Source organism: Roseateles sp. T103 (genome assembly GCF_057219915.1).
On the sequence record NZ_JBXVVS010000005.1, the window covers coordinates 271,572 to 290,035 of the forward strand.

Genomic DNA, 18,464 nt, shown 5'->3' on the forward strand with positions numbered 1-18,464 from the left:
GCTGCCAGGCCCTGTCAGCAGCAGCTGGGGCGCGTGGCAGTGACGGCCTATCATGGTGGGTTTTCCACGCCGAGCCGGTCCATGTCCGCCAAGCCTGCCGAGTCCGCTGCCCCCAATGCCGAGGTACCGAAGATCCGCGTGCGCGGGGCGCGCACCCACAATCTGAAGAACATCGATGTGGACCTGCCGCGCAACCAGCTGGTGGTGATCACCGGGCTGTCGGGCTCGGGCAAGTCCAGCCTGGCCTTCGACACGCTTTATGCCGAGGGCCAGCGCCGCTATGTGGAAAGCCTGTCGGCCTACGCGCGCCAGTTCCTGCAGCTGATGGACAAGCCGGATGTGGACGTGATCGAGGGCCTGTCGCCCGCAATCTCGATCGAGCAGAAGGCCACCAGCCACAACCCGCGCTCCACCGTCGGCACGGTGACCGAGATCCACGACTACCTGCGCCTGCTCTATGCGCGCGCCGGCACGCCGTTCTGCCCTGACCACCACCTGCCGCTGGAGGCCCAGAGCGTCAGCCAGATGGTCGACGCGGTGCTGGCCATGCCCGACGAGAGCAAGCTGATGCTGCTGGCACCGGTGGCGCGCGACCGCAAGGGCGAGTTCGTCGAGCTCTTCGAGGACATGCAGGCGCAGGGCTATGTGCGCTTTCGCGTCGACGGCCGGACCGTCGAGGTGCCGGACATCCCGGCGCTGAAGAAGGCCGAGAAGCACGATATCGACGTGGTGGTGGACCGCATCAAGCTGCGCCACGACAGCGCCGATCAGCTGCGCCAGCGCCTGGCCGAGAGCTTCGAGGCCGCGCTGCGCCTGGCCGAGGGCCGCGCGCTGGTGCTGGACATGGACAGCGGCGCCGAAACACTGTTCTCCAGCAAGTTCGCCTGCCCGGTGTGCAGCTACTCGCTGCCCGAGTTGGAGCCGCGCCTGTTCTCCTTCAACTCGCCGGTGGGCGCCTGCCCCAGCTGCGAGGGCCTGGGCCATGTGACCGTGTTCGACCCGGATCGCGTGGTCGCCTTTCCCAGCCTGAGCCTGGCCAGCGGCGCGGTGAAGGGCTGGGACCGCCGCAACGCCTATACCTTCTCGATGCTCGAGAGCGTGGCCGCGCACTACGGCTTCGACATCGAGCTGCCCTTCGAGGAACTGCCCGAGAAAGCGCGCCAGGTGCTGCTGCACGGCTCGGGTGAAGAGGAAATCGCCTTCACCTACGAGGCCGAGGGTGGCCCAGGCAAGAAGGGCAAGCGCTCGGTCAAGCGCAGCCATCCCTTCGAGGGCATCCTCAACACGCTGCAGCGCCGCTTCAAGGAGACCGACTCCAGCGCGGTGCGCGAGGATCTGGCGCGCTACATGGCCGCCAAACCCTGCCCGCACTGCGAGGGCTCGCGACTGCGCCGCGAAGCCCGGCATGTGGTGCTGCAGCCCGCCGATGCGCCGCCGGGCTTCAAGGGCCGGCCCATTTACGAGGTCGAGCACTCGACGCTGGCCGAGTGCCTGGCCTATTTCGAGGGCCTGAAGCTCAAGGGCGCCAAGGCCGAGATCGGCGACAAGGTGGTGCGCGAGATCGCCTCGCGCCTGCGCTTCCTCAACGACGTGGGGCTGAACTACCTGAGCCTGGACCGCAGCGCCGACACGCTGTCAGGCGGCGAGGCGCAGCGCATCCGTCTGGCCTCGCAGATCGGCTCGGGCCTGACCGGCGTGATGTATGTGCTGGACGAGCCCAGCATCGGCCTGCACCAGCGCGACAACGACCGCCTGATCGCCACGCTGCGCCATCTGCGCGACCTGGGCAACTCGGTGCTGGTGGTCGAGCACGACGAGGATGCGATCCGCGCGGCCGACTATGTGCTGGACCTCGGGCCCGGCGCCGGCGTGCATGGCGGCCGCATCATGGCCCAGGGCACGCCCGCCGAGGTGGCGGCCAACCCGGCCTCGCTGACCGGTCGCTATCTGTCCGGCACGGCGAAGATCGAGGTGCCGGCCAAGCGCCACAGCCTGGCCGACATGGCCGAACCGCGCACGCTGCAGATCGTCAACGCGCGCGGCAACAACCTCAAGGGCGTCAGCGTCGAGATCCCGGTGGGCCTGCTGACCTGCGTCACCGGCGTCTCGGGTTCGGGCAAGAGCACGCTGGTCAACGACACGCTGTATGCGGCCGTCGCCAAGAAGCTCTACCAGGCGCACCAGGACCCGGCGCCGCACGACGAGATCGTGGGGCTGGATGCCTTCGACAAGGTCATCAACGTCGACCAGAGCCCGATCGGCCGCACGCCGCGCTCCAACCCGGCCACCTACACCGGCCTGTTCACGCCGATCCGCGAACTCTTCGCCGAGATGCCCACCGCGCGCGAGCGTGGCTACGGCCCGGGGCGCTTCTCCTTCAACGTGGCCGGCGGCCGCTGCGAGGCCTGCCAGGGCGACGGGGTGCTGAAGGTGGAGATGCACTTCCTGCCCGATGTCTACGTGCCCTGCGATGTCTGCCACGGCAAGCGCTACAACCGCGAGACGCTGGAAGTGCTCTACAAGGGCAAGAACATCACCCAGGTGCTGGACCTGACGATCGAGGACGCCTACGCGCTCTTCGGTGCCGTGCCCAATATCGCCCGCAAGCTGCAGACCCTGCTCGATGTCGGCCTGGGCTATGTGAAGCTGGGGCAGAGCGCGACGACGCTATCTGGCGGCGAGGCGCAGCGCGTCAAGCTGGCGCTGGAGCTGTCCAAGCGCGATACCGGCCGCACGCTCTACATCCTGGACGAGCCGACCACCGGACTGCACTTCGCCGACATCGCGCTGCTGCTCAAGGTGCTGCACCAGCTGCGCGATGCCGGAAACACCATCGTCGTGATCGAGCACAACCTGGACGTCATCAAGACCGCCGACTGGCTGGTCGACATGGGGCCCGAGGGCGGCTCGGGCGGCGGCCAGCTGCTGATCGCGGGCACGCCTGAAGAGGTGGCCGACTGCGCGGCCAGCCATACCGGCCGCTACCTGAAGCCTTTGCTGCTCAGGACCTAGCGCCGTTGCGGCGCCGGGCCAGCCAGAGCACGGCGCCCAGTCCGGCCAGCAGCATCGCCCAGGTCTCCGGCTCGGGCACGGGCGGCGTGGTCGGCGGCAGGCTTGGCGGCAGCGTCGGCGTGCCCGGCACCACAGGCCGGAAGGTCGTTGGCGGGCTGCTGGGCAGCGCAGCGGTTCGCACGGTGGGCGTGGGGCTGCTCAGTTCCGCAAAGCTCGGGCTCGCCGGGGCGCTGCCGGCAGCCGGCACACCAGCTGCCGGAGGATCGAACACCAGCTCCTCCTGCGGCTCTTCGGCCTTGGCCACCGCGGGCGGTGCCACGCGCTGGATGCGGCTGACATTGCGGCAGACGGTGGGCACGAGGATGCAGTGACCGTCCTCGCAATAGACCAGCCCGCGCTCCAGCGCATCTGCGCTCCACTTGCTGCGCGTCACCGTGCGGCAGACCGAGCCGGCACCGAAGTGCATGTCACGGATCTCGCTGCCGTACTGCGCACGACCCTGGATGCTGTCGCGACGGATCTCGACGATCTCGTCGTAGTGCCGCACCTGCATGCGCTCCTTCAGCTTGGCGCGCACCGCCGGCGGGATGTCGCTGTAACGGTCCACCGCGGCCACCAGATCGCCCATGAAGGGGTTCGCACCCGGCTTGTCCCAGCTGCACTGGGGCAGAGTCGCCGTGGAGGCGGCAAGGGCGATGGAGGCGAGGATGGACATGGTGTGCGGTAGGGCGCCGCCGCCGTCGGACGGATGGCAGCGTACGGACTTCAGTGTAGGGATAGCGGGCCAGGTCCCCTTGACCTGCCCCCCTGTTGAGGGGGAGGCCAGGACGCCAACAAAGTCACACTTCGGGCGGGCAGCCTCATGCTGCGAGAATGCGCAGCGTCATGCCAGCCGATTCCGTGACCGCGCGCCTCGTCCTTTACGTCGAAGACGACCGCATCAACCATGTGCTGATGGAAGAGGTCTTCCACCGTCTGCCCGATTGGCGCCTGGAGGTGGCCGAAGACGGCGCACAGGCCCTGCAACTGCTCGACGGTATGCAGCCCGACCTGTTGCTCATCGACATGAACCTGCCCGATATGAGTGGGCTGGAGCTGCTGCAGAGGCTGCAGTGCCAGCCGCACCTTGGCAAGATCCCCTGCGTGGCCTTGTCGGCCGACGATCTGCCTGAGCAGGTGCAAGCGGCGCTGGCGGCCGGCTTCTTGGACTACTGGCCCAAGCCTATCGACGTGCCGCGTTTCGTCACGGCGCTGCAGGCACTGTCCGCGCCACAGGCCTGAGACTCGGCAGTCCGCAACTGGCAACAAAAAGGCCCGGGAGTCCCGGGCCTGTGCTGCCGACGCGGCAGCGCCGAAGCGCGCCGCGGGCTCGCCAATCACTTCAGGTGGCTGTTGATCAGCTTGGTCATCTCGAACATGTCGGCCTTGGCCTTGCCGAAGATTTCCTTCAGCTTGGCGTCGGCAATGATGACGCGCTTCTGCACCGCATCCTGCAGCTTGTTCTTCTTGATGTATTCCCAGACCTTCTTGGTCACGTCCGTACGGGGCAGCGGAGCTGCGCCCACGATCGCGGCCAGCGCAGCGCTGGGGGTCATCGCCTTCATGAAGGCAGCATTGGGCGTGCGCTTCTTCGCCGGAGCCGCAGCCTTCTTCGCCGGTGCCGCCTTCTTGGCGGGAGCGGCCTTCTTCGCCGGTGCAGCCTTCTTGGCCGGAGCCGCAGCCTTCTTCGCGGGCGCCGCCTTCTTGGCGGGAGCTGCGGCCTTCTTCGCCGGTGCAGCCTTCTTGGCCGGAGCGGCCTTCTTCGCAGTTGCCATTTCGATTCTCTCCATCAAAGGTTGTGTTGATGTGCCGGGGTCCGGGTGAAGGTCTGAGGCCTTCAATTCTCTCTGGCGCCCTGCGCGAGCAATGGTACTGCGCGCCTCCTGCATTGAGAAGGCTCTGCTAGAGGAGAAAACGCTCGGAATGGCCTGTTTGTGCCTCAGGGCAAGGGCGAATGTCGCGGCTGAGCATCACTCAGGCGCGTGCCACAGCAGTTGCGGGCCGATCTCGGCGCAGCTGCGGCAGCCGGTGAGGGCCATCGCAATCTCGAATTCATCGCGCAAAAGTCGCAGCGCGAGCGCCACGCCCTGCGCGCCGGCGACGGCCAGCGCATGCACGTACGGACGGCCGAGCAGCACCGCATCGGCTCCCAGTGCCAGCGCCTTGAGCACATCGCTGCCGCGGCGGATGCCGCCGTCGACCAGCAGCGGATAGCCGGCGCCGACGGCCTCGCGCAGGCGAGGCAGCAGCGCTGCAGTGGGCGGCACCGTATCGAGCGTGCGCCCCCCATGGTTGGAGACAACGATGCCGGCAGCGCCGCGCGCCTGCGCCTCGCGCGCATCGTCCGGGTGCGTGATGCCCTTGAGCAGCAGCGGCAGCCGGCTGTGCGCGCGCAGCCAGTCCACCGTGTCCCAGGTCGCAGCGCGCGACAGCAGGCCGTCGAACAGCGCGCTCTGCCCCGGTTGCAGCTGCAGCGGCGGCTGATGCCCGCCGAGGTTCACCGCGCGGATGTGCGCCGGCAGCGCGAAGCCAGCGCGGCGTTCGGCGTCGCGCGCACCCTGCACCGGCGCGTCGACGGTGAGCACCAGCGCCTCGTAGCCGGCCGCCTCGACGCGCTGCAGCAGCCTGCGCATGAAGTCTTCGTCGTCGCGCCAGTAGAGCTGAAACCACAGCGGGCCGCGCTCGGCTTCGCTTTGCATCACATGCGCCACCGGCTCCATCGCCACGCTGCTCTGCGCGCTGAGCACCATGCCGCAGCCCTGCGCCGCTGCTGCCAGCGCGCTGGCCAGCTCGCCATCGGCATGGGCGAGTTGCTGGTAGGCGATAGGCGCCAGCGCGATCGGCACCGGCCAGCGGCGCCCCAGCAGCTCGATCGCCGTGCCGCCTCCGGCGAGATCGCGCAGCACGCGCGGCCAGAGCTGAAGCGCATCCCAGGCAGCGCGATTGGCGCGCAGCGTCAGCTCGTCGGACGCGCCACCACTGAGGTAGGCCCAGGCAGGGGCATCCATGCGCTCGCGCGCATGCCGCTCGAAGTCGGCCAGGGCGACGATGTCGGCGGGGACGGGTTGCAGCGCCACCGGTCCTGTTCTGCTCATGTGTCGGCCCACATGCGCAGCAGGTTGTGATACGTTCCGGTGATCTGCACGGTCGCGGCGGAATCGCCATGCTCGGCGCGCAGCCGCATCAGCGCCATGTCCAGCTCGTAGAGCAGGCGTCGCTGCTCGTCGCTGCGCACCATGCTCTCCACCCAGAAGAAGCTGGCCATCCGATAGCCGCGCGTCACCGGCGTCACCTCGTGCACGCTGGTGCTTGGGTAGAGCACCAGGTCGCCGGCCGGCAGCTTGATGCGCTGTGCACCGTAGGTGTCGTGCACGCACAGCTCGCCGCCCTCGTACTCATGGGGCTCGGCCAGGAACAGCGTGCAGGAGACGTCGGAGCGCACGCGCTGACCATCGGCGCGCGAGTGCATCACCGCACTGTCGACATGGGCGCCATAGTGGTCGGCACCGCCGCCGTAGCGGTTGAACAGCGGATTGAAGATCTTCTTGGGCAGTGCAGCGGAGAAGAACTGGGCATGCCGGTTCAGCGCGCCCAGCACCAGCGCCTGCAGCTGGCCGGATGCCTCGCTGCCTTGCGGCAGCTGGGCGTTGTTCTTCACCTGCAGCGCCTGCCCGCCGGCGGTCGCCGCACCGTCCACCCACTGCGCCTGCTCGAGCAGGCTGCGAGCCTGCCGCAGCTCTTCGGCACTCAGGACGTCTTTCAGATGGAGCAGCATGGCGACCTCGGGGATAGCAAGGTTTCAGAAACGCGCCTTCAGCGAGACCGCCACCGAGCGCGGCGCGCCCGGCGCGTAGAAGCCACGGTAGAGCGAATCGGCGTAGAGCTCGTCGGTGGCGTTGGCAACGTTGACCTTCATCGTCACGTTCTCGTTGAAGCTGTACTCGGCCATCAGGTCCAGCGTGGTGAAGGCATCGGCCGTGACATGGCGCGCGCCTTCCGGGTTCTGCTCGCCGCGATGGTTCAGGCCGCCGCCGATGCGCAGCTTCGGGCTCAGACGGTAGGTCGTCCACAGGCTGGCGCTGTGCCTGGGCGTCAGGCCCGGACGGTCTCCCTGCACCTGGGCGCCGGTGCCGGCGCTGTTGAGCGCGACATTGCTCTTGTCGATCCTGGCATTGGGAATCCAGGTGTAGGACAGGAAGGCTTCCCAGTTGGCGCCGATGCGGCCGGCGATGTCGATGTCCAGGCCCGAGGCATGGCGCTTGCCCGAGAGCAGCTCCTGCGCGGCAGCACTGTCGGGGTCGGTGTTGCGCTCGTTGTACTTCTCGCTACGGAACAGCGCCGTGCCCAGCGACAGGCGGCCGTCGAAGAGGTCGAACTTGGCGCCCAGTTCGAGGTTGCGGCTCTTCTCCGGAGGCGTGTTCGGCACACGGGTGTTGGCCGGTGCGCCTGGCGCGAACTGGTAGGTGTCACCCGAGGTGTTGTACGAGGTGCCGAAGGAGAGGTGATAGGACGCCCACTCATTGGGCTGGAACAAGGCGCCGACGCGCGGGCTCCACAGCGAGTCCTTGCGCTCGAAGCTGGTGGTGGCGGTCTGGTAATCGGCCTCGAAGCGGTCGAAGCGCAGGCCGCCGATCAGCTTCAGGGCCCGGTTCAGCACCAGGGTGTCCTGCGCGTACAGGCCCAGCGAGCGGGCACCGAAGCTGTTGAGCACCGGGTTGCCGCGCGTGTCGGCACGGGTATCGCCGTCGTTGGGCGTGCCGACGGTGCTGGTCAGGCCGCTGGCGCTGCCAGCGAAGTTGTTGTTGCGCTTGGCATCTTCATGGTTGAAGTCGATGCCGGCGATCAGCTCGTGGCGCAGACCGAGCGCGTCGAACTTGCTGCTGTAGTCGCTCTGCAGCGTGGTGATGTCGCTGATGCCGACCCGGCCCTTGGGCGTACGCGTGATGAGGGTGGCGTCGCTCAGATTGGCCAGCGTGGTCGGCGCGCCGTTGGTGGTGCCGAAGCGGATCACGCTCGCCCACAGATCGCGCTCGTAGTGACCATGGCGCAGCGTGGTACGCAGCTCGCCGCCATCGGCGAAGCGGTGGGTGTGGGTCAGCGTAGCGTGCGTGGTCGTGCCGCGCAGATAGTCGCTGGCCAGGCCGTAGAAGTTCTTCGCCGGCAGCGTCGGCACCAGCTTGCCGTCGACGATGAACCAGGGGTGGCTGTAGCTGGGCACATTGTCGAATTCGAGGTGATAGAGGCCCAGCGAGAACTCGTTCGCGGTGCCAATGCCCCAGCGATAGGTCGGAGCGATGCCGCGCTTGGACACGCTGGCGCCCCAGTTGTCGGCCTCCTGAATCATCGCGTTGACGCGCAGCGCCGAGTTGTCGCCGGTCTTCTTGTTGAAGTCGGCGGTGATGCGCAGGTCGTCGCCCGAACCGAGCGTGATGTCGAGCTCGTTCTGGTCGATCAGCAGCGGCTGTTTGCTGACCTGGTTGACAACGCCGCCGGTCGAGCCCTTGCCAAACAGCATGGAAGCCGAGCCCTTGAGCACTTCGATGCGGTCGTTGTTGAAGGTGTCGCGCTCGGTGATCGAGGTGTCGCGCAGGCCATCCACATAGATGTCGCCCGCCTGGCTCAGCGAGAAGCCGCGCAGGCGCACATCCTCCTCGCCGGTCTCGCCGGCCTGGAAGGTGATGCCAGCCGTGGTGCGCAGCAGCTCGCGGAAGTCGTCCAGGTTGCGATCGTCGATCAGCTTCTCGGTGATGACGGTGACGGACTGCGGAATGTCGCGCAGCTCCTGCTTGCCCTTGCCGATGCGCGTCTCGGTGGCCTGGTAGTCCTCCTTGCCGCTCTTCTCGGCGGCGGCCTTGGCGCGCACCACCGGCAGGGTGACATCGGCCTTGGCCGGCTCGGTGGCGGTCTGTGCCAGCGCGGCGGACGCCAGGCCGAAACCAGCGGCCAGCGCGCCCAGCGGCAGCAGTGCCGGCTTGATGTTCTTGATCTTGCGGTTCATGGATGCTTCTCCTCGTTGTCAGTGACGGGCACGCTCGTGCCCATGCGGCCTGGCGACGGCTTGACCGCGAGTTCGTTCCGGTTCGCCCGCTGCCGGGCGTGGCCGGGGCTCAGGGTTGCTCAGGTTCGCTGACGAAGCCGACCTTGCTGAGGCCGGCCTTGGCGGCATCGCCCAGCGTCTCGGCCACCGCTCGGTAGGCGACGTTCTGGTCGGCACGCAAATGCACCTCGGGCTGATTGGGCTTGCTGCCCTCGGCGGCGAAGCGCGCCTGCGCCTCGGCCCGCGTCACCGGCGCGCCGTTCCAGAAGCGCTGGCCCTGGGCGTCGATGGCGAACTCGATCTTCTCGGGCTTGAGTTCATTGGCCGCGGAACTGACCTTGGGCAGGTCGAGCTTGACCGCGTGCGTGAGCAGCGGCGCGGTGACGATGAAGATCACCAGCAGCACCAGCATCACATCGATCAGCGGCACCATATTGATTTCTGCCACCGGCGCGCTGGCGCGCTTGTTGTCGAAGGAGGCGAACGCCATTGCGTGCTCCTGTTGATCAGGCCGCCGCGGGCTTGAGGGCGCGCACGTTCGCAGCGCCGCCCTGCTGGGCCGCGCCAGGCGCCTCGCCCAGCGTCAGAAAGCTGTGCAGCTCATAGGCGAAGCCATCGAGGCGCGCAGCGAAGACGCGATTGGCGCGGGTAAAGGCGTTGTAGGCAATCACCGCCGGAATCGCGACGGCCAGTCCGATGCCGGTCATGATCAGCGCCTCGCCCACCGGGCCGGCCACCTTGTCCAGCGTACCGGCACCGCTCATGCCTATGGCCAGCAGCGCGTGATAGACGCCCCAGACGGTGCCGAACAGGCCGACGAAGGGCGCCGTTGCGCCGATGGTGGCCAGCGTCGTCAGGCCGGACTCCAGGCGTGTGGTCTCCTCGTCCAGCACCTTCTTGATCGTGCGCGTGATGAAGTCATTGGCCGTGCCGGCCTCGGCCAGACGCGCTGCGCCGTGGCGCGCATGGTGGGCCTGCGCATGCAGCGCATGGGCGCTGAGATGCGAGAAGGGGTCGCGCGCGCCATGCGTGCCGATCTCGGCCTGTACCGCATCGAGCGAGCGGGCGTTCCAGAAGAAGTCCAGGAATGCATTGCTGCGCTTGTTACGCAGGTACTGGGTCAAGCCCTTGGCGACGATCAAGGCCCAGGAGGCCACCGACATCAGCACGAGCACGGCGAAGAGAAACTTGCCGACCGCATCGGACTGGGCAATGAAGTGGCCGAAGCCGACGGAAGAAGAAGCGTCCATGATGGAATGCAAACGGGGGCTTGAAGACAGGAAAGAGGTTCAGTCGATCTCGTAGGAGAAGGGCGCGCTGGTTTCCCACTCGATGGGCTGCCCGTTCTCGGTATAGGGTGCGAAACGGGCCGTGCGGATGTCCTGCAACGCCTGCTGGTCCAGCCGCGCGAAGCCCGAGCTCTTGCGCACGCTGGCCTCCTTCAACTGACCTTGCGCGTCGACGACGATGCGCAGCACGACGACGCCAGACTCGCGCAGGCGCCGCGAGATCAGCGGCACGCTGGTCCGGGGCTCGACGAGGTAGCGCACGGCGCTGGGTGGAATCACCTTGGGTGCCGGCGAAGCAGGCGGCGTCACCGGGGCTGGCGGCACCGGTGGCGCGGGCGGCGCCTGCACCGCGACCACCGGAGCGGGCGCCGGCTCAGGCGCCACGAAGGCTGCAGGCGCAGGCGTCGGCGCAGGCGCAGCAGCGATCACCGGAGTCGGTGCCGGAGCCGCACGGGGGCGCGGCGCAGGTGCTGGTGGTGGCGGAACCGGCTTGGCCCGCTCGGTCGGCGGCAGCAGGTTGACCATGATGGGCGCGGCCTCAACGACCACCTGACGCACCGCATCGAGCTGCAACAGCGCCCAGCCGCCGATCAGATGCGCCCCCAGTACGCCGGCCGTCAGTGCGCGGCGCACCGCGGGGCTCAGCCCATCATCCGGGCGAGCCGGCAGCGGCGATGCGATTCGAAGCGCCCCCGGCAACGCAGCCTGCCGCAACGGCGGCGCGGCCTCGTGGCTTGGCTGAAGGGCGGTAGCGGTGTTCACGATGGCGTATTCCCGAAAACAGGAGGGCATCGTAACACAAATGCGAACGATTCCTATTTGTTTTAATACATACCGCCGACCATGTCTCGTGTCGCGCTGAGCACCGCTGCTTTGACAGTCCAGCGACTCAGCAAAAGCACAAGGCCCCGCCGGCTGACGCCGCGGGGCCTTGCAGTAGGGGAAGCAAGCTGGCAGGCCGTGGCCGGCCCGCCGGACTCATCACTGGCTGGCTTCGTTGCCGATCTTCGGTGCGGTACGCACGCTCAACACCATGGTCAAGGCCAGGATCGCCACCACCACACCCAGCGAAACCAGCACCGGGATCTTGTAGATGTCGATCAGCATCATCTTCACGCCGATGAAGGACAGCACCACCGCGAGACCGTAGCTGAGCAGATGGAACTTGGTGGCCATCGCCGCCAGCAGGAAGTACATCGCGCGCAGCCCCAGGATGGCGAAGATGTTGGAGGTCAGCACGATGAAGGGGTCACTGGTGATGGCAAAGATCGCCGGGATCGAGTCGACCGCGAAGATCACGTCGGTGATACCCACCAGCGCGATCACCAGCAGCAGCGGCGTAGCCAGGCGCTTGCCGCGCTTCACCGTGAAGAAGCGCTCACCGTCGAAGTTGTCGCTGACCGGCATCACCTTGCGCAGCAGCTTGAGCGCCGGGTTGCTCTCCAGATCGGGCTCCTGACCCGCAGCCCACCACATCTTGATGCCAGTGATCAGCAGGAAGGCACCGAACACATAGAGGATCCAGTGGAACTGCGCGATCAGCCAACTGCCCACCAGGATCATGATCGTGCGCAGCACGATGGCACCGATGATGCCGTACATCAGCACCCGCTTCTGGTAGGCCGCCGGCACCGAGAAGTAGGTGAAGATCATCAGGAAGACAAAGATGTTGTCGACAGCCAGCGACTTCTCGATCAGGTAACCGGTGAGGAACTCGAGCGACTTGGTCGTGGCGAGATCCGAATCGCCTGTGCTGTCCTTGACAGCCCACCAGAACAGCGCGTTGAAGGCCAGGCTCAGGCCCACCCAGACGAGCGACCAGTTGATCGCCTCCTTCACGCTGACTTCGTGCGCGCCTTGCTTGCGCAGCACCACGAAGTCGACAAAAAGAGCCACCAACACGCTGGCGACAAAAAAGATCCACAGCCACATGGGCGCGATGGTGGTCATCGATTACCTCCGCAAAAAATCTAAAACCATTAGCCAACGGCAAACAGCCGGCATGCGCCGGCAGTTCCGTAAGGTCTTGCGGGGCACGACCGGCGCGAAACCGGCAGCTGCGAGGGCCCGGATGCGCGCTGTCACAGCGCTCATCGTCCTGACGGGCCAACGCCACGACTTTGAAGCCGTGCAGCTACTCCCCTTGCGGAAGGCTCGCATTATGACCGAGCACCAATGAGCCGCAAAGGCCCGGGGATATCACCGCGCCTGCAGACGCCATGGCGCTTCCGGCGCCCTGTATGCTTGGCGCATGAAGACACTGACGCGTTGGCTGCTGCTTGCGGGCGCCCTGCTGCTGGTGGCGAGCCTGTACCCGGGGGTATCGGTAACGAGCTATCCAGCGGCGCTGCTCGCTGCACTGGTGCTGGGCCTGCTCAATACCCTGGTGCGGCCAGTGCTGGTGCTGCTGACGCTGCCGGTCACCGTGCTGAGCCTGGGGCTGTTCCTCTTCATCATCAACGCGCTGATGTTCTGGGCCGCCGCCAGCCTGATCGACGGGCTGCATGTCACCGGCTTCGGGGCCGCGCTGATCGGCTCGCTGATCTACAGCCTGTTCGGCATGGCGATCGACGCGCTGATCGAACGCCTGTTTCCGCGTCTCGACTGACGCGGCGCCCGACGCTTCAGTTCAGGCCCAGTCGCGGCGAGAGCGCCTGCCCCTGCAAGCGAGGCAGTTCCGTCCCGGGTGGGGCGCCACGCGGATACATCTCGGCCAGCAGCTGGCGCCGTTCATAGAGCAGGCTGCGCAGGCGCGCATCGATCACGGCCGCCTCCACCTGATCGGCATCGCGGCCGCGCGACAGGTTCAGGCCGGAGCGCATGCGATCGATCGCACCATTGAGATCGCCGGCAGCCGCGCGGGCCTCGCCGAGTGCCCGCACCGCACGCAGCGGCTGGTCGAGCCGCTCCCACAGCTGAGCCTGCAGGCTCCAGGCGCCGGCATCGCGGGGTTCCAGGCTCAGGTGGGTCTGCAAGGCCTCGGCCGCGCTGCGCAGCGACGGGCTGTCGCCACCGGCCAGGGCCATCTGACCGCGCATCATCAGCAGCACGCGGGAGTTGTCCTTGCGCAGCGGTTCCAGCGCGGCCCAGCCCTGGGCAGCCTGGCCGCTGGCCTGCGCCAGCTCGGCGCGCAGCAGCAGCAGCGCGCGGCGGGCCCGCTCGTCCGGACCTATCAGTTGCAGCATCAGCTCCGCCTGGCGCAGCGCGTTCTCCGCGCGCGGCCATTGGCGAAGCTTCAGTGAAGCCAGCGCGCTGGCGTAGCGAGCCCCCAGCTGATCCAACGCTTCCTGGCCGCTGTGTGCGCTACGCACGCCGGCGTCGAGGTCTTGCAGCTTGGCCAGACTCTCGGCGCGCCCGTCCATCAGCACACGCGCACGCGAGCCCATCAGCACGTGTTCAGCTCGGCTGAGCGGCCGCTCCCAGCCGCCAGTGCCCAGGCGTGCGCGAGCCTCGCCGATGCGCTCGGTGGTCAGCGGATGTGAGCGCAGGTAGGGATAACTGCCCGAATCCATCAGGTGATAGGCCTGCTCCATGCGCTCGAACATGCTCATCATCCCCGAGCCGGCGAAGCCCGCCTGCATGAGCACGTTGAAGCCGACACGGTCAGCCTCGCGCTCCATGTCGCGCGAGAAGTTCAGCGACATCTGCGTCGCCGCGGCCTGGCCGCCGACAATGGCCGCGTTGGCCATGTCGGCGCTGTTGGTGCGCGCCGCGGCGATGAGGCCCAGCACCATGCCCACCATCGCCAGCGTGCTGCTGCGCGAGTCGCCAACGATGCGCCGCGCGATATGCCGTTGGGTGATGTGCGAGAGCTCGTGGGCCAGCACCGAGGCCAGCTCGTCGCGCGCCCCCGTCATCGAGATCAGGCCAAGATGCACGCCGACGAAACCGCCCGGCAGCGCAAAGGCGTTGACGCTGCGATCGCGCACGAGAAAGATTTCCCAGGCGAAGCGATCCACCGTGTCGTCACCGATCTGCCCGAGCTGACGCGCCGCCTGCACGAGCGGGTTCCACAGGCTCTCCACGTACTCGAGCAGCAGCGGATCGTCGAGGTAGTCCGGGTCGAGGCGGATCTGCCGCATGACTTGGTCGCCCAGACGCTTCTCGGCACTGATGCTGACGTCCTCGGACACCGAGTCGCCCAGTGCCGGCAGATTGACCTGCGCCGCCGACGGCGTGGCCAGCAGCGCCGCCGACAGCAAAACGGCCAGCGCACGGCAGGCAAAAGGAATGGAGCACAGCCTCAAGATCGATCTCCGCGATGGGGCCTGTCTATGATGGCAGACATCAAGTTTCTCGATTGTTGCCGCCGGCGATTGCACCATGAATCCACTCACCCATTTCGACGCCGAAGGTCAGGCGCATATGGTCGATGTCTCGGCCAAGGCCGAGACACACCGCATCGCCCGCGCCAGCGGACGCATCCGCATGCAGCCTGCCACGCTGGCACTGATCCAGGCCGGCAGTGCCAAGAAGGGTGACGTGCTGGGCGTGGCGCGCATCGCCGCGATTCAGGGCGCCAAGCGCTGCTCGGACCTGATCCCGCTGTGCCACCCGCTGCCGATCACGCGCGTCGCGGTGGAGTTCGAGCTCCAGCCGGCCGACAACGCCGTGCTCTGCCATGCGCAGGTCGAGACGCTGGGTCGCACCGGCGTCGAGATGGAGGCGCTCACCGCGGTGCAGATCGGCCTGCTGACCATCTACGACATGGTCAAGGCAGCCGACAAGACCATGGTGATGGACAACATCCGCGTGATCGAGAAGCAGGGCGGCAAATCCGGCGACTGGAAGGCGGAGTGAGCGCCATGGGCAGTCCGACGCTGATGCTGCTGCCTGGCTTGCTGTGCGACGCCGAGGTCTGGCAGCCGCAGATCGACGCCCTGGAGGGCGTGCGCTGCATGGTGCCCGACTGGGGCCATGCGGACTCGCTGGTCACGATGGCACGGCAGGTGCTGTCCGAGGCGCCCAGCGAGCGTTTTTCCTTGGCCGGTCATTCGATGGGCGGGCGTGTGGCGCTGGAGGTGCTGCGCCTCGCGCCGCAGCGCGTCGAGCGCCTCGCGCTGCTCGACACCGGCGTCGATCCGCTGCCGGATGGCGAGGCCGGCGACAAGGAGCGCGCCGGCCGCCTGGCGCTGCTGCAGCTGGCACGCGAACAAGGCATGCGCGCGATGGGTCGCCAATGGGCGCGCGGCATGGTGCATCCAGATCGGCTGGGCACACCGATGTTCGAGCAGCTGCTCGACATCATCGAGCGCAAGACGCCGGAGATCTTCGCGGCGCAGATCCAGGCTCTGCTGAGCAGGCCCGATGCGCGGCCGGTCTTGGCCGGCACGCGCTGCCCGACGCTGCTGCTCTGCGGCCGTCAGGACGCCTGGAGCCCGGTCGAGCGTCACGAGCAAATGCAAGAGCTGCTGCCATCGGCTCAGCTGGCCGTCATCGAGGACGCCGGCCATATGGTGACGATGGAGCAAGCGCAGGCAGTCAGCGCGGCGCTCGGCGACTGGCTGGGCTGGCCGGCCGACTAGCGCCGGGCTGGTCTCAGAACCTGTGAATGAACCGGTCGCGCCCGAGCGGCGCGACAGGGCGGGTCCGATCTAGGCGCAAGGCACAGCCATAGCTCGGGCTATGGCGAGCATTTGCAACGACGAGCGGGACCGTCAGGTCGCGTCGAGCGGGCACGAGTGGTTCGTTCGCAGGTTCTTAGGCCAGTGTCAACGTCACGTCGATATTGCCGCGCGTCGCGTTCGAGTAGGGGCAGACCTGGTGAGCCGTGGCCACCAGCTTCTCGGCGACGGCGCGGTCCAGGCTGGGCAGATGCACGGTCAGGCGCACGGCCAAGCCGAAGCCCTGCGCGATCGGGCCCAGGTCCACGCTGGCATCCACCGCGGCGTCGGCAGGCAGCGCGAGCTTCTGCGCGGCGGCCACATGCTTGAGCGCGCTGAGGAAGCAGGCCGAGTAGCCGGCCGCGAACAGCTGCTCCGGGTTGGTCGCGCCGCCCGCGCCGCCCAGGCCCTTGGGCGGCGACAGCTTCACGTCGAGCAGGCCGTCGTCGGAAACTGAGCGGCCGTCGCGGCCACCGGTGGTGTGCACGTTGGCGGTGTAGAGAACTTTGTCGAGTGCGGTGCTCATGAAATGCTCCTGTCGAGAATTGAACGGGCGTGGGACTTGCGAAGAGGCCGAAGCGCGCCCGGCGCCGCGGTCCCGGTGAAGAAGATCAGTCGGGCGCGCTGCCGGCGCTGGTTTGTAGCGTCTGCAACAGCTCGTCGAGCAGGCGCTTGAGCTGCTGCGCCTTGGCCGGCGCGAAATCGGTGGCCGCCATCATCTGCTCGGGGATGCAGGCGCACTGCGCCTTGAGCTTGCGCCCCTGCGCGGTGACGCTGATCAGCACGCTGCGCTCGTCGCTCGCGCTGCGCGTGCGCTCGATCAGGCCCTGCTGCTCCATGCGCTTGAGCAGCGGCGTCAGCGTGTTGGTGTTGAGCACGGTGCGCCGGGCGATGTGCGAGACGGTGCAGGGCGCCTCCTCCCACAGCACCATCAGCACGATGTACTGCGGATAGGTCAGGCCGACCCGGTCGAGCAAGGGCTGATACAGCCGCGTGACCAGGCGCGACGAGGCATAGAGCGCAAAGCAGATCTGCTCGTCCAGGTGCAGCGCGTCTTTCATCGGGGTCTTGCTCCAGGGTTCGGTGATTTGAATCTTTTGCGATTATGTCGCGTACGATCTATTGTGCGCATCGGCAACCTGCAGAGACCCTCGACGGCCAAGTGCCATTCGCCACCGACCGGACACCGGCCGCGATGGCGTAGCACGCACTCCGGTCCGGAAACGAAGCTGCCGCCCGAGGGCGGCAGCTGCTAGATGCGGCGACGGGCGTCACCGCGACAGGTCGAGTCAGGCGGGTTCAGCCCTGCGGCTTGTATCGCCGCCGGGCCTTCGCCAGCCGACAGGCTCCTTCCGGACCCTGTGCGCGGGTTCAGCCCTGCGGCCTGTATCGCCGCCGGGCCTTCGCCAGCCGACAGGCTCCTTCCCGGACCCTGTGCGCGGGCTCAGTCAACCTTGGCGCCGGACACCTTGACCACCTGGGCCCACTTCTTGGTTTCCTTGCCGATCAGCGACGCGAACTCGGCACTGCTCATGCCGCTGGCGATCGCGCCTTGCGAAGCCAGGCGCTCCTTCAATGCCGGGGTAGCCAGCGCCTTTGCGGTCTCGCGCTGCAGCCTGGCAACCTGATCGGCCGGCATGGACGCTGGCGCGAGCAGGCCGAACCAGCTGCTGGCTTCATAGCCCTTCAGCGACGGCCCGCCCGCCTCTTCGATCGTCGGCAGCTCGGGCACCGCCTCGCTGCGCTTCGCGCTGGTCACCGCGATCGCCTTGAGCTTGCCGGACTTGATGTGCGGCAGCGCCGAAGGCAGGTTGTCGAACATCAGATCGGTATTACCGGCCATCAGGTCGATCAGCGCCGGGCCCGAGCCGCGGTACGGGAAGTGCACCATGAAGGTCCCGGTCATGCTCTTGAACAGCTCGCCGGCGAGGTGGATGGACGTGCCGTTGCCACTGGAGGCCATGTTGAGCTTGCCGGGGTTGGCCTTGGCCGCCTTGATCAGGTCCGGCACGGTGTTGATGGCGTACTGCTGCGCTTTGGCGGGATTGAGCACCAGCACATTCGGCACCGCGGCGACCAGCGTGATCGGTGCGAAGTCCTTGATCGGGTCATAGGGCAGCTTGGGATAGAGCGACTGGTTGATGCCGTGCGAGCCCACCGTGCCCATCAGGATGGTGTGGCCGTCGCTGGCTTTGGCCACTTCGGCGGTGCCGCTGTTGCCGCCGGCGCCGGGCTTGTTCTCGACCACGAAGGGCTGACCGAAGGCCTTCTGCAGCTCGGGCGCCAGCGCGCGTGCCAGCAGGTCGGTGGTGCCGCCTGCCGCGAAAGGCACAACGATGCGTACCGGCTTGCTCGGCCAGGCGCTTTGGGCCTGGGCACTGCCCAGGGACAGCAGGCTGATGCCAGCCAGGGCAGCAAGGGCAAGACGTCGGTTCGGCAGTCGGTTCATGCGCAGTCTCCTCGTTGTTGGTGTGATGCTTGTCG

Annotated in this window: 18 protein-coding genes; 5 read left to right on the forward strand and 13 right to left on the reverse strand. The window is 67.4% G+C overall.

Annotation, left to right across the window (positions count from 1 at the left end):
• Positions 1 to 81 precede the first annotated feature (81 nt).
• Positions 82 to 3,012 carry an excinuclease ABC subunit UvrA gene (uvrA, locus tag AC2EBS_RS15645; protein WP_484729366.1) on the forward strand — a complete coding sequence of 977 codons (2,931 nt, stop codon included), beginning with the start codon at positions 82 to 84 and terminating at the stop codon, positions 3,010 to 3,012.
• Here the strand turns inward: uvrA and AC2EBS_RS15650 are convergent.
• A complete protein-coding gene (locus AC2EBS_RS15650; RefSeq protein ID WP_484729367.1) occupies positions 3,002 to 3,727 on the reverse strand; it encodes an MHFG family PEP-CTERM protein in 726 nt (241 codons plus the stop codon). The genes uvrA and AC2EBS_RS15650 overlap by 11 nt on opposite strands.
• A 170-nt stretch (positions 3,728 to 3,897) precedes the next feature.
• Here AC2EBS_RS15650 and AC2EBS_RS15655 point away from each other — a divergent pair, with 170 nt between their 5' ends.
• Positions 3,898 to 4,293: a response regulator gene (locus tag AC2EBS_RS15655; protein ID WP_484729368.1), complete on the forward strand. Its 396-nt coding sequence runs from the start codon at positions 3,898 to 3,900 to the stop codon at positions 4,291 to 4,293.
• Between the two features lie 95 nt (positions 4,294 to 4,388).
• On the opposite strand, the gene AC2EBS_RS15660 is transcribed toward AC2EBS_RS15655, so the two are convergent.
• The 8 genes from AC2EBS_RS15660 to AC2EBS_RS15695 all read right to left on the reverse strand — a co-directional run bounded on the left by AC2EBS_RS15660 (position 4,389) and on the right by AC2EBS_RS15695 (position 12,327).
• Positions 4,389 to 4,826 (reverse strand): SWIB/MDM2 domain-containing protein, encoded by a 438-nt coding sequence (locus tag AC2EBS_RS15660; protein ID WP_484729369.1) that lies wholly within the window; start codon positions 4,824 to 4,826, stop codon positions 4,389 to 4,391.
• Between the two features lie 195 nt (positions 4,827 to 5,021).
• Positions 5,022 to 6,146, reverse strand: a complete 1,125-nt coding sequence (locus tag AC2EBS_RS15665) for an alpha-hydroxy acid oxidase (RefSeq protein WP_484729370.1) — start codon at positions 6,144 to 6,146, stop codon at positions 5,022 to 5,024.
• A complete protein-coding gene (locus AC2EBS_RS15670; RefSeq protein ID WP_484729371.1) occupies positions 6,143 to 6,826 on the reverse strand; it encodes a Fe2+-dependent dioxygenase in 684 nt (227 codons plus the stop codon). The genes AC2EBS_RS15665 and AC2EBS_RS15670 overlap by 4 nt, the downstream gene beginning before the upstream one ends.
• 24 nt (positions 6,827 to 6,850) lie before the next feature.
• A complete protein-coding gene (locus tag AC2EBS_RS15675; protein WP_484729372.1) occupies positions 6,851 to 9,049 on the reverse strand; it encodes a TonB-dependent receptor in 2,199 nt (732 codons plus the stop codon).
• 109 nt (positions 9,050 to 9,158) lie between these two features.
• Complete coding sequence (locus AC2EBS_RS15680) at positions 9,159 to 9,578, reverse strand: ExbD/TolR family protein (protein ID WP_484729373.1); 420 nt, start codon at positions 9,576 to 9,578, stop codon at positions 9,159 to 9,161.
• 16 nt (positions 9,579 to 9,594) lie between these two features.
• Positions 9,595 to 10,338, reverse strand: coding sequence for a MotA/TolQ/ExbB proton channel family protein (locus tag AC2EBS_RS15685; protein ID WP_484729374.1), 744 nt, complete (start codon positions 10,336 to 10,338; stop codon positions 9,595 to 9,597).
• 39 nt (positions 10,339 to 10,377) lie between these two features.
• Positions 10,378 to 11,010: an energy transducer TonB gene (locus AC2EBS_RS15690; RefSeq protein WP_484729375.1), complete on the reverse strand. Its 633-nt coding sequence runs from the start codon at positions 11,008 to 11,010 to the stop codon at positions 10,378 to 10,380.
• 348 nt (positions 11,011 to 11,358) lie between these two features.
• Positions 11,359 to 12,327, reverse strand: a complete 969-nt coding sequence (locus tag AC2EBS_RS15695) for a TerC family protein (RefSeq protein WP_484729376.1) — start codon at positions 12,325 to 12,327, stop codon at positions 11,359 to 11,361.
• Between the two features lie 301 nt (positions 12,328 to 12,628).
• On the opposite strand from AC2EBS_RS15695, the gene AC2EBS_RS15700 reads away from it, so the two are divergent.
• A complete protein-coding gene (locus AC2EBS_RS15700) occupies positions 12,629 to 12,985 on the forward strand; it encodes a phage holin family protein (protein ID WP_484729377.1) in 357 nt (118 codons plus the stop codon).
• Positions 12,986 to 13,001: 16 nt separating this feature from the next.
• On the opposite strand, the gene AC2EBS_RS15705 is transcribed toward AC2EBS_RS15700, so the two are convergent.
• Positions 13,002 to 14,624 carry a M48 family metalloprotease gene (locus AC2EBS_RS15705; protein WP_484729378.1) on the reverse strand — a complete coding sequence of 541 codons (1,623 nt, stop codon included), beginning with the start codon at positions 14,622 to 14,624 and terminating at the stop codon, positions 13,002 to 13,004.
• Between the two features lie 76 nt (positions 14,625 to 14,700).
• On the opposite strand from AC2EBS_RS15705, the gene moaC reads away from it, so the two are divergent.
• Together moaC and AC2EBS_RS15715 are read left to right on the forward strand one after the other, a co-directional pair.
• Positions 14,701 to 15,177 carry a cyclic pyranopterin monophosphate synthase MoaC gene (gene moaC, locus AC2EBS_RS15710; RefSeq protein WP_484729379.1) on the forward strand — a complete coding sequence of 159 codons (477 nt, stop codon included), beginning with the start codon at positions 14,701 to 14,703 and terminating at the stop codon, positions 15,175 to 15,177.
• 5 nt (positions 15,178 to 15,182) lie between these two features.
• Positions 15,183 to 15,902, forward strand: a complete 720-nt coding sequence (locus AC2EBS_RS15715) for an alpha/beta fold hydrolase (protein ID WP_484729380.1) — start codon at positions 15,183 to 15,185, stop codon at positions 15,900 to 15,902.
• 175 nt (positions 15,903 to 16,077) lie between these two features.
• Here the strand turns inward: AC2EBS_RS15715 and AC2EBS_RS15720 are convergent, their stop codons facing one another.
• The 3 genes from AC2EBS_RS15720 to AC2EBS_RS15730 form a co-directional block, all read right to left on the reverse strand.
• Positions 16,078 to 16,506 carry an organic hydroperoxide resistance protein gene (locus AC2EBS_RS15720; RefSeq protein ID WP_484729381.1) on the reverse strand — a complete coding sequence of 143 codons (429 nt, stop codon included), beginning with the start codon at positions 16,504 to 16,506 and terminating at the stop codon, positions 16,078 to 16,080.
• 85 nt (positions 16,507 to 16,591) lie between these two features.
• Positions 16,592 to 17,041 carry a MarR family winged helix-turn-helix transcriptional regulator gene (locus AC2EBS_RS15725; protein ID WP_484729382.1) on the reverse strand — a complete coding sequence of 150 codons (450 nt, stop codon included), beginning with the start codon at positions 17,039 to 17,041 and terminating at the stop codon, positions 16,592 to 16,594.
• 383 nt (positions 17,042 to 17,424) lie between these two features.
• Positions 17,425 to 18,429, reverse strand: a complete 1,005-nt coding sequence (locus AC2EBS_RS15730; RefSeq protein ID WP_484729383.1) for a Bug family tripartite tricarboxylate transporter substrate binding protein — start codon at positions 18,427 to 18,429, stop codon at positions 17,425 to 17,427.
• Between the last annotated feature and the right edge of the window lie 35 nt (positions 18,430 to 18,464).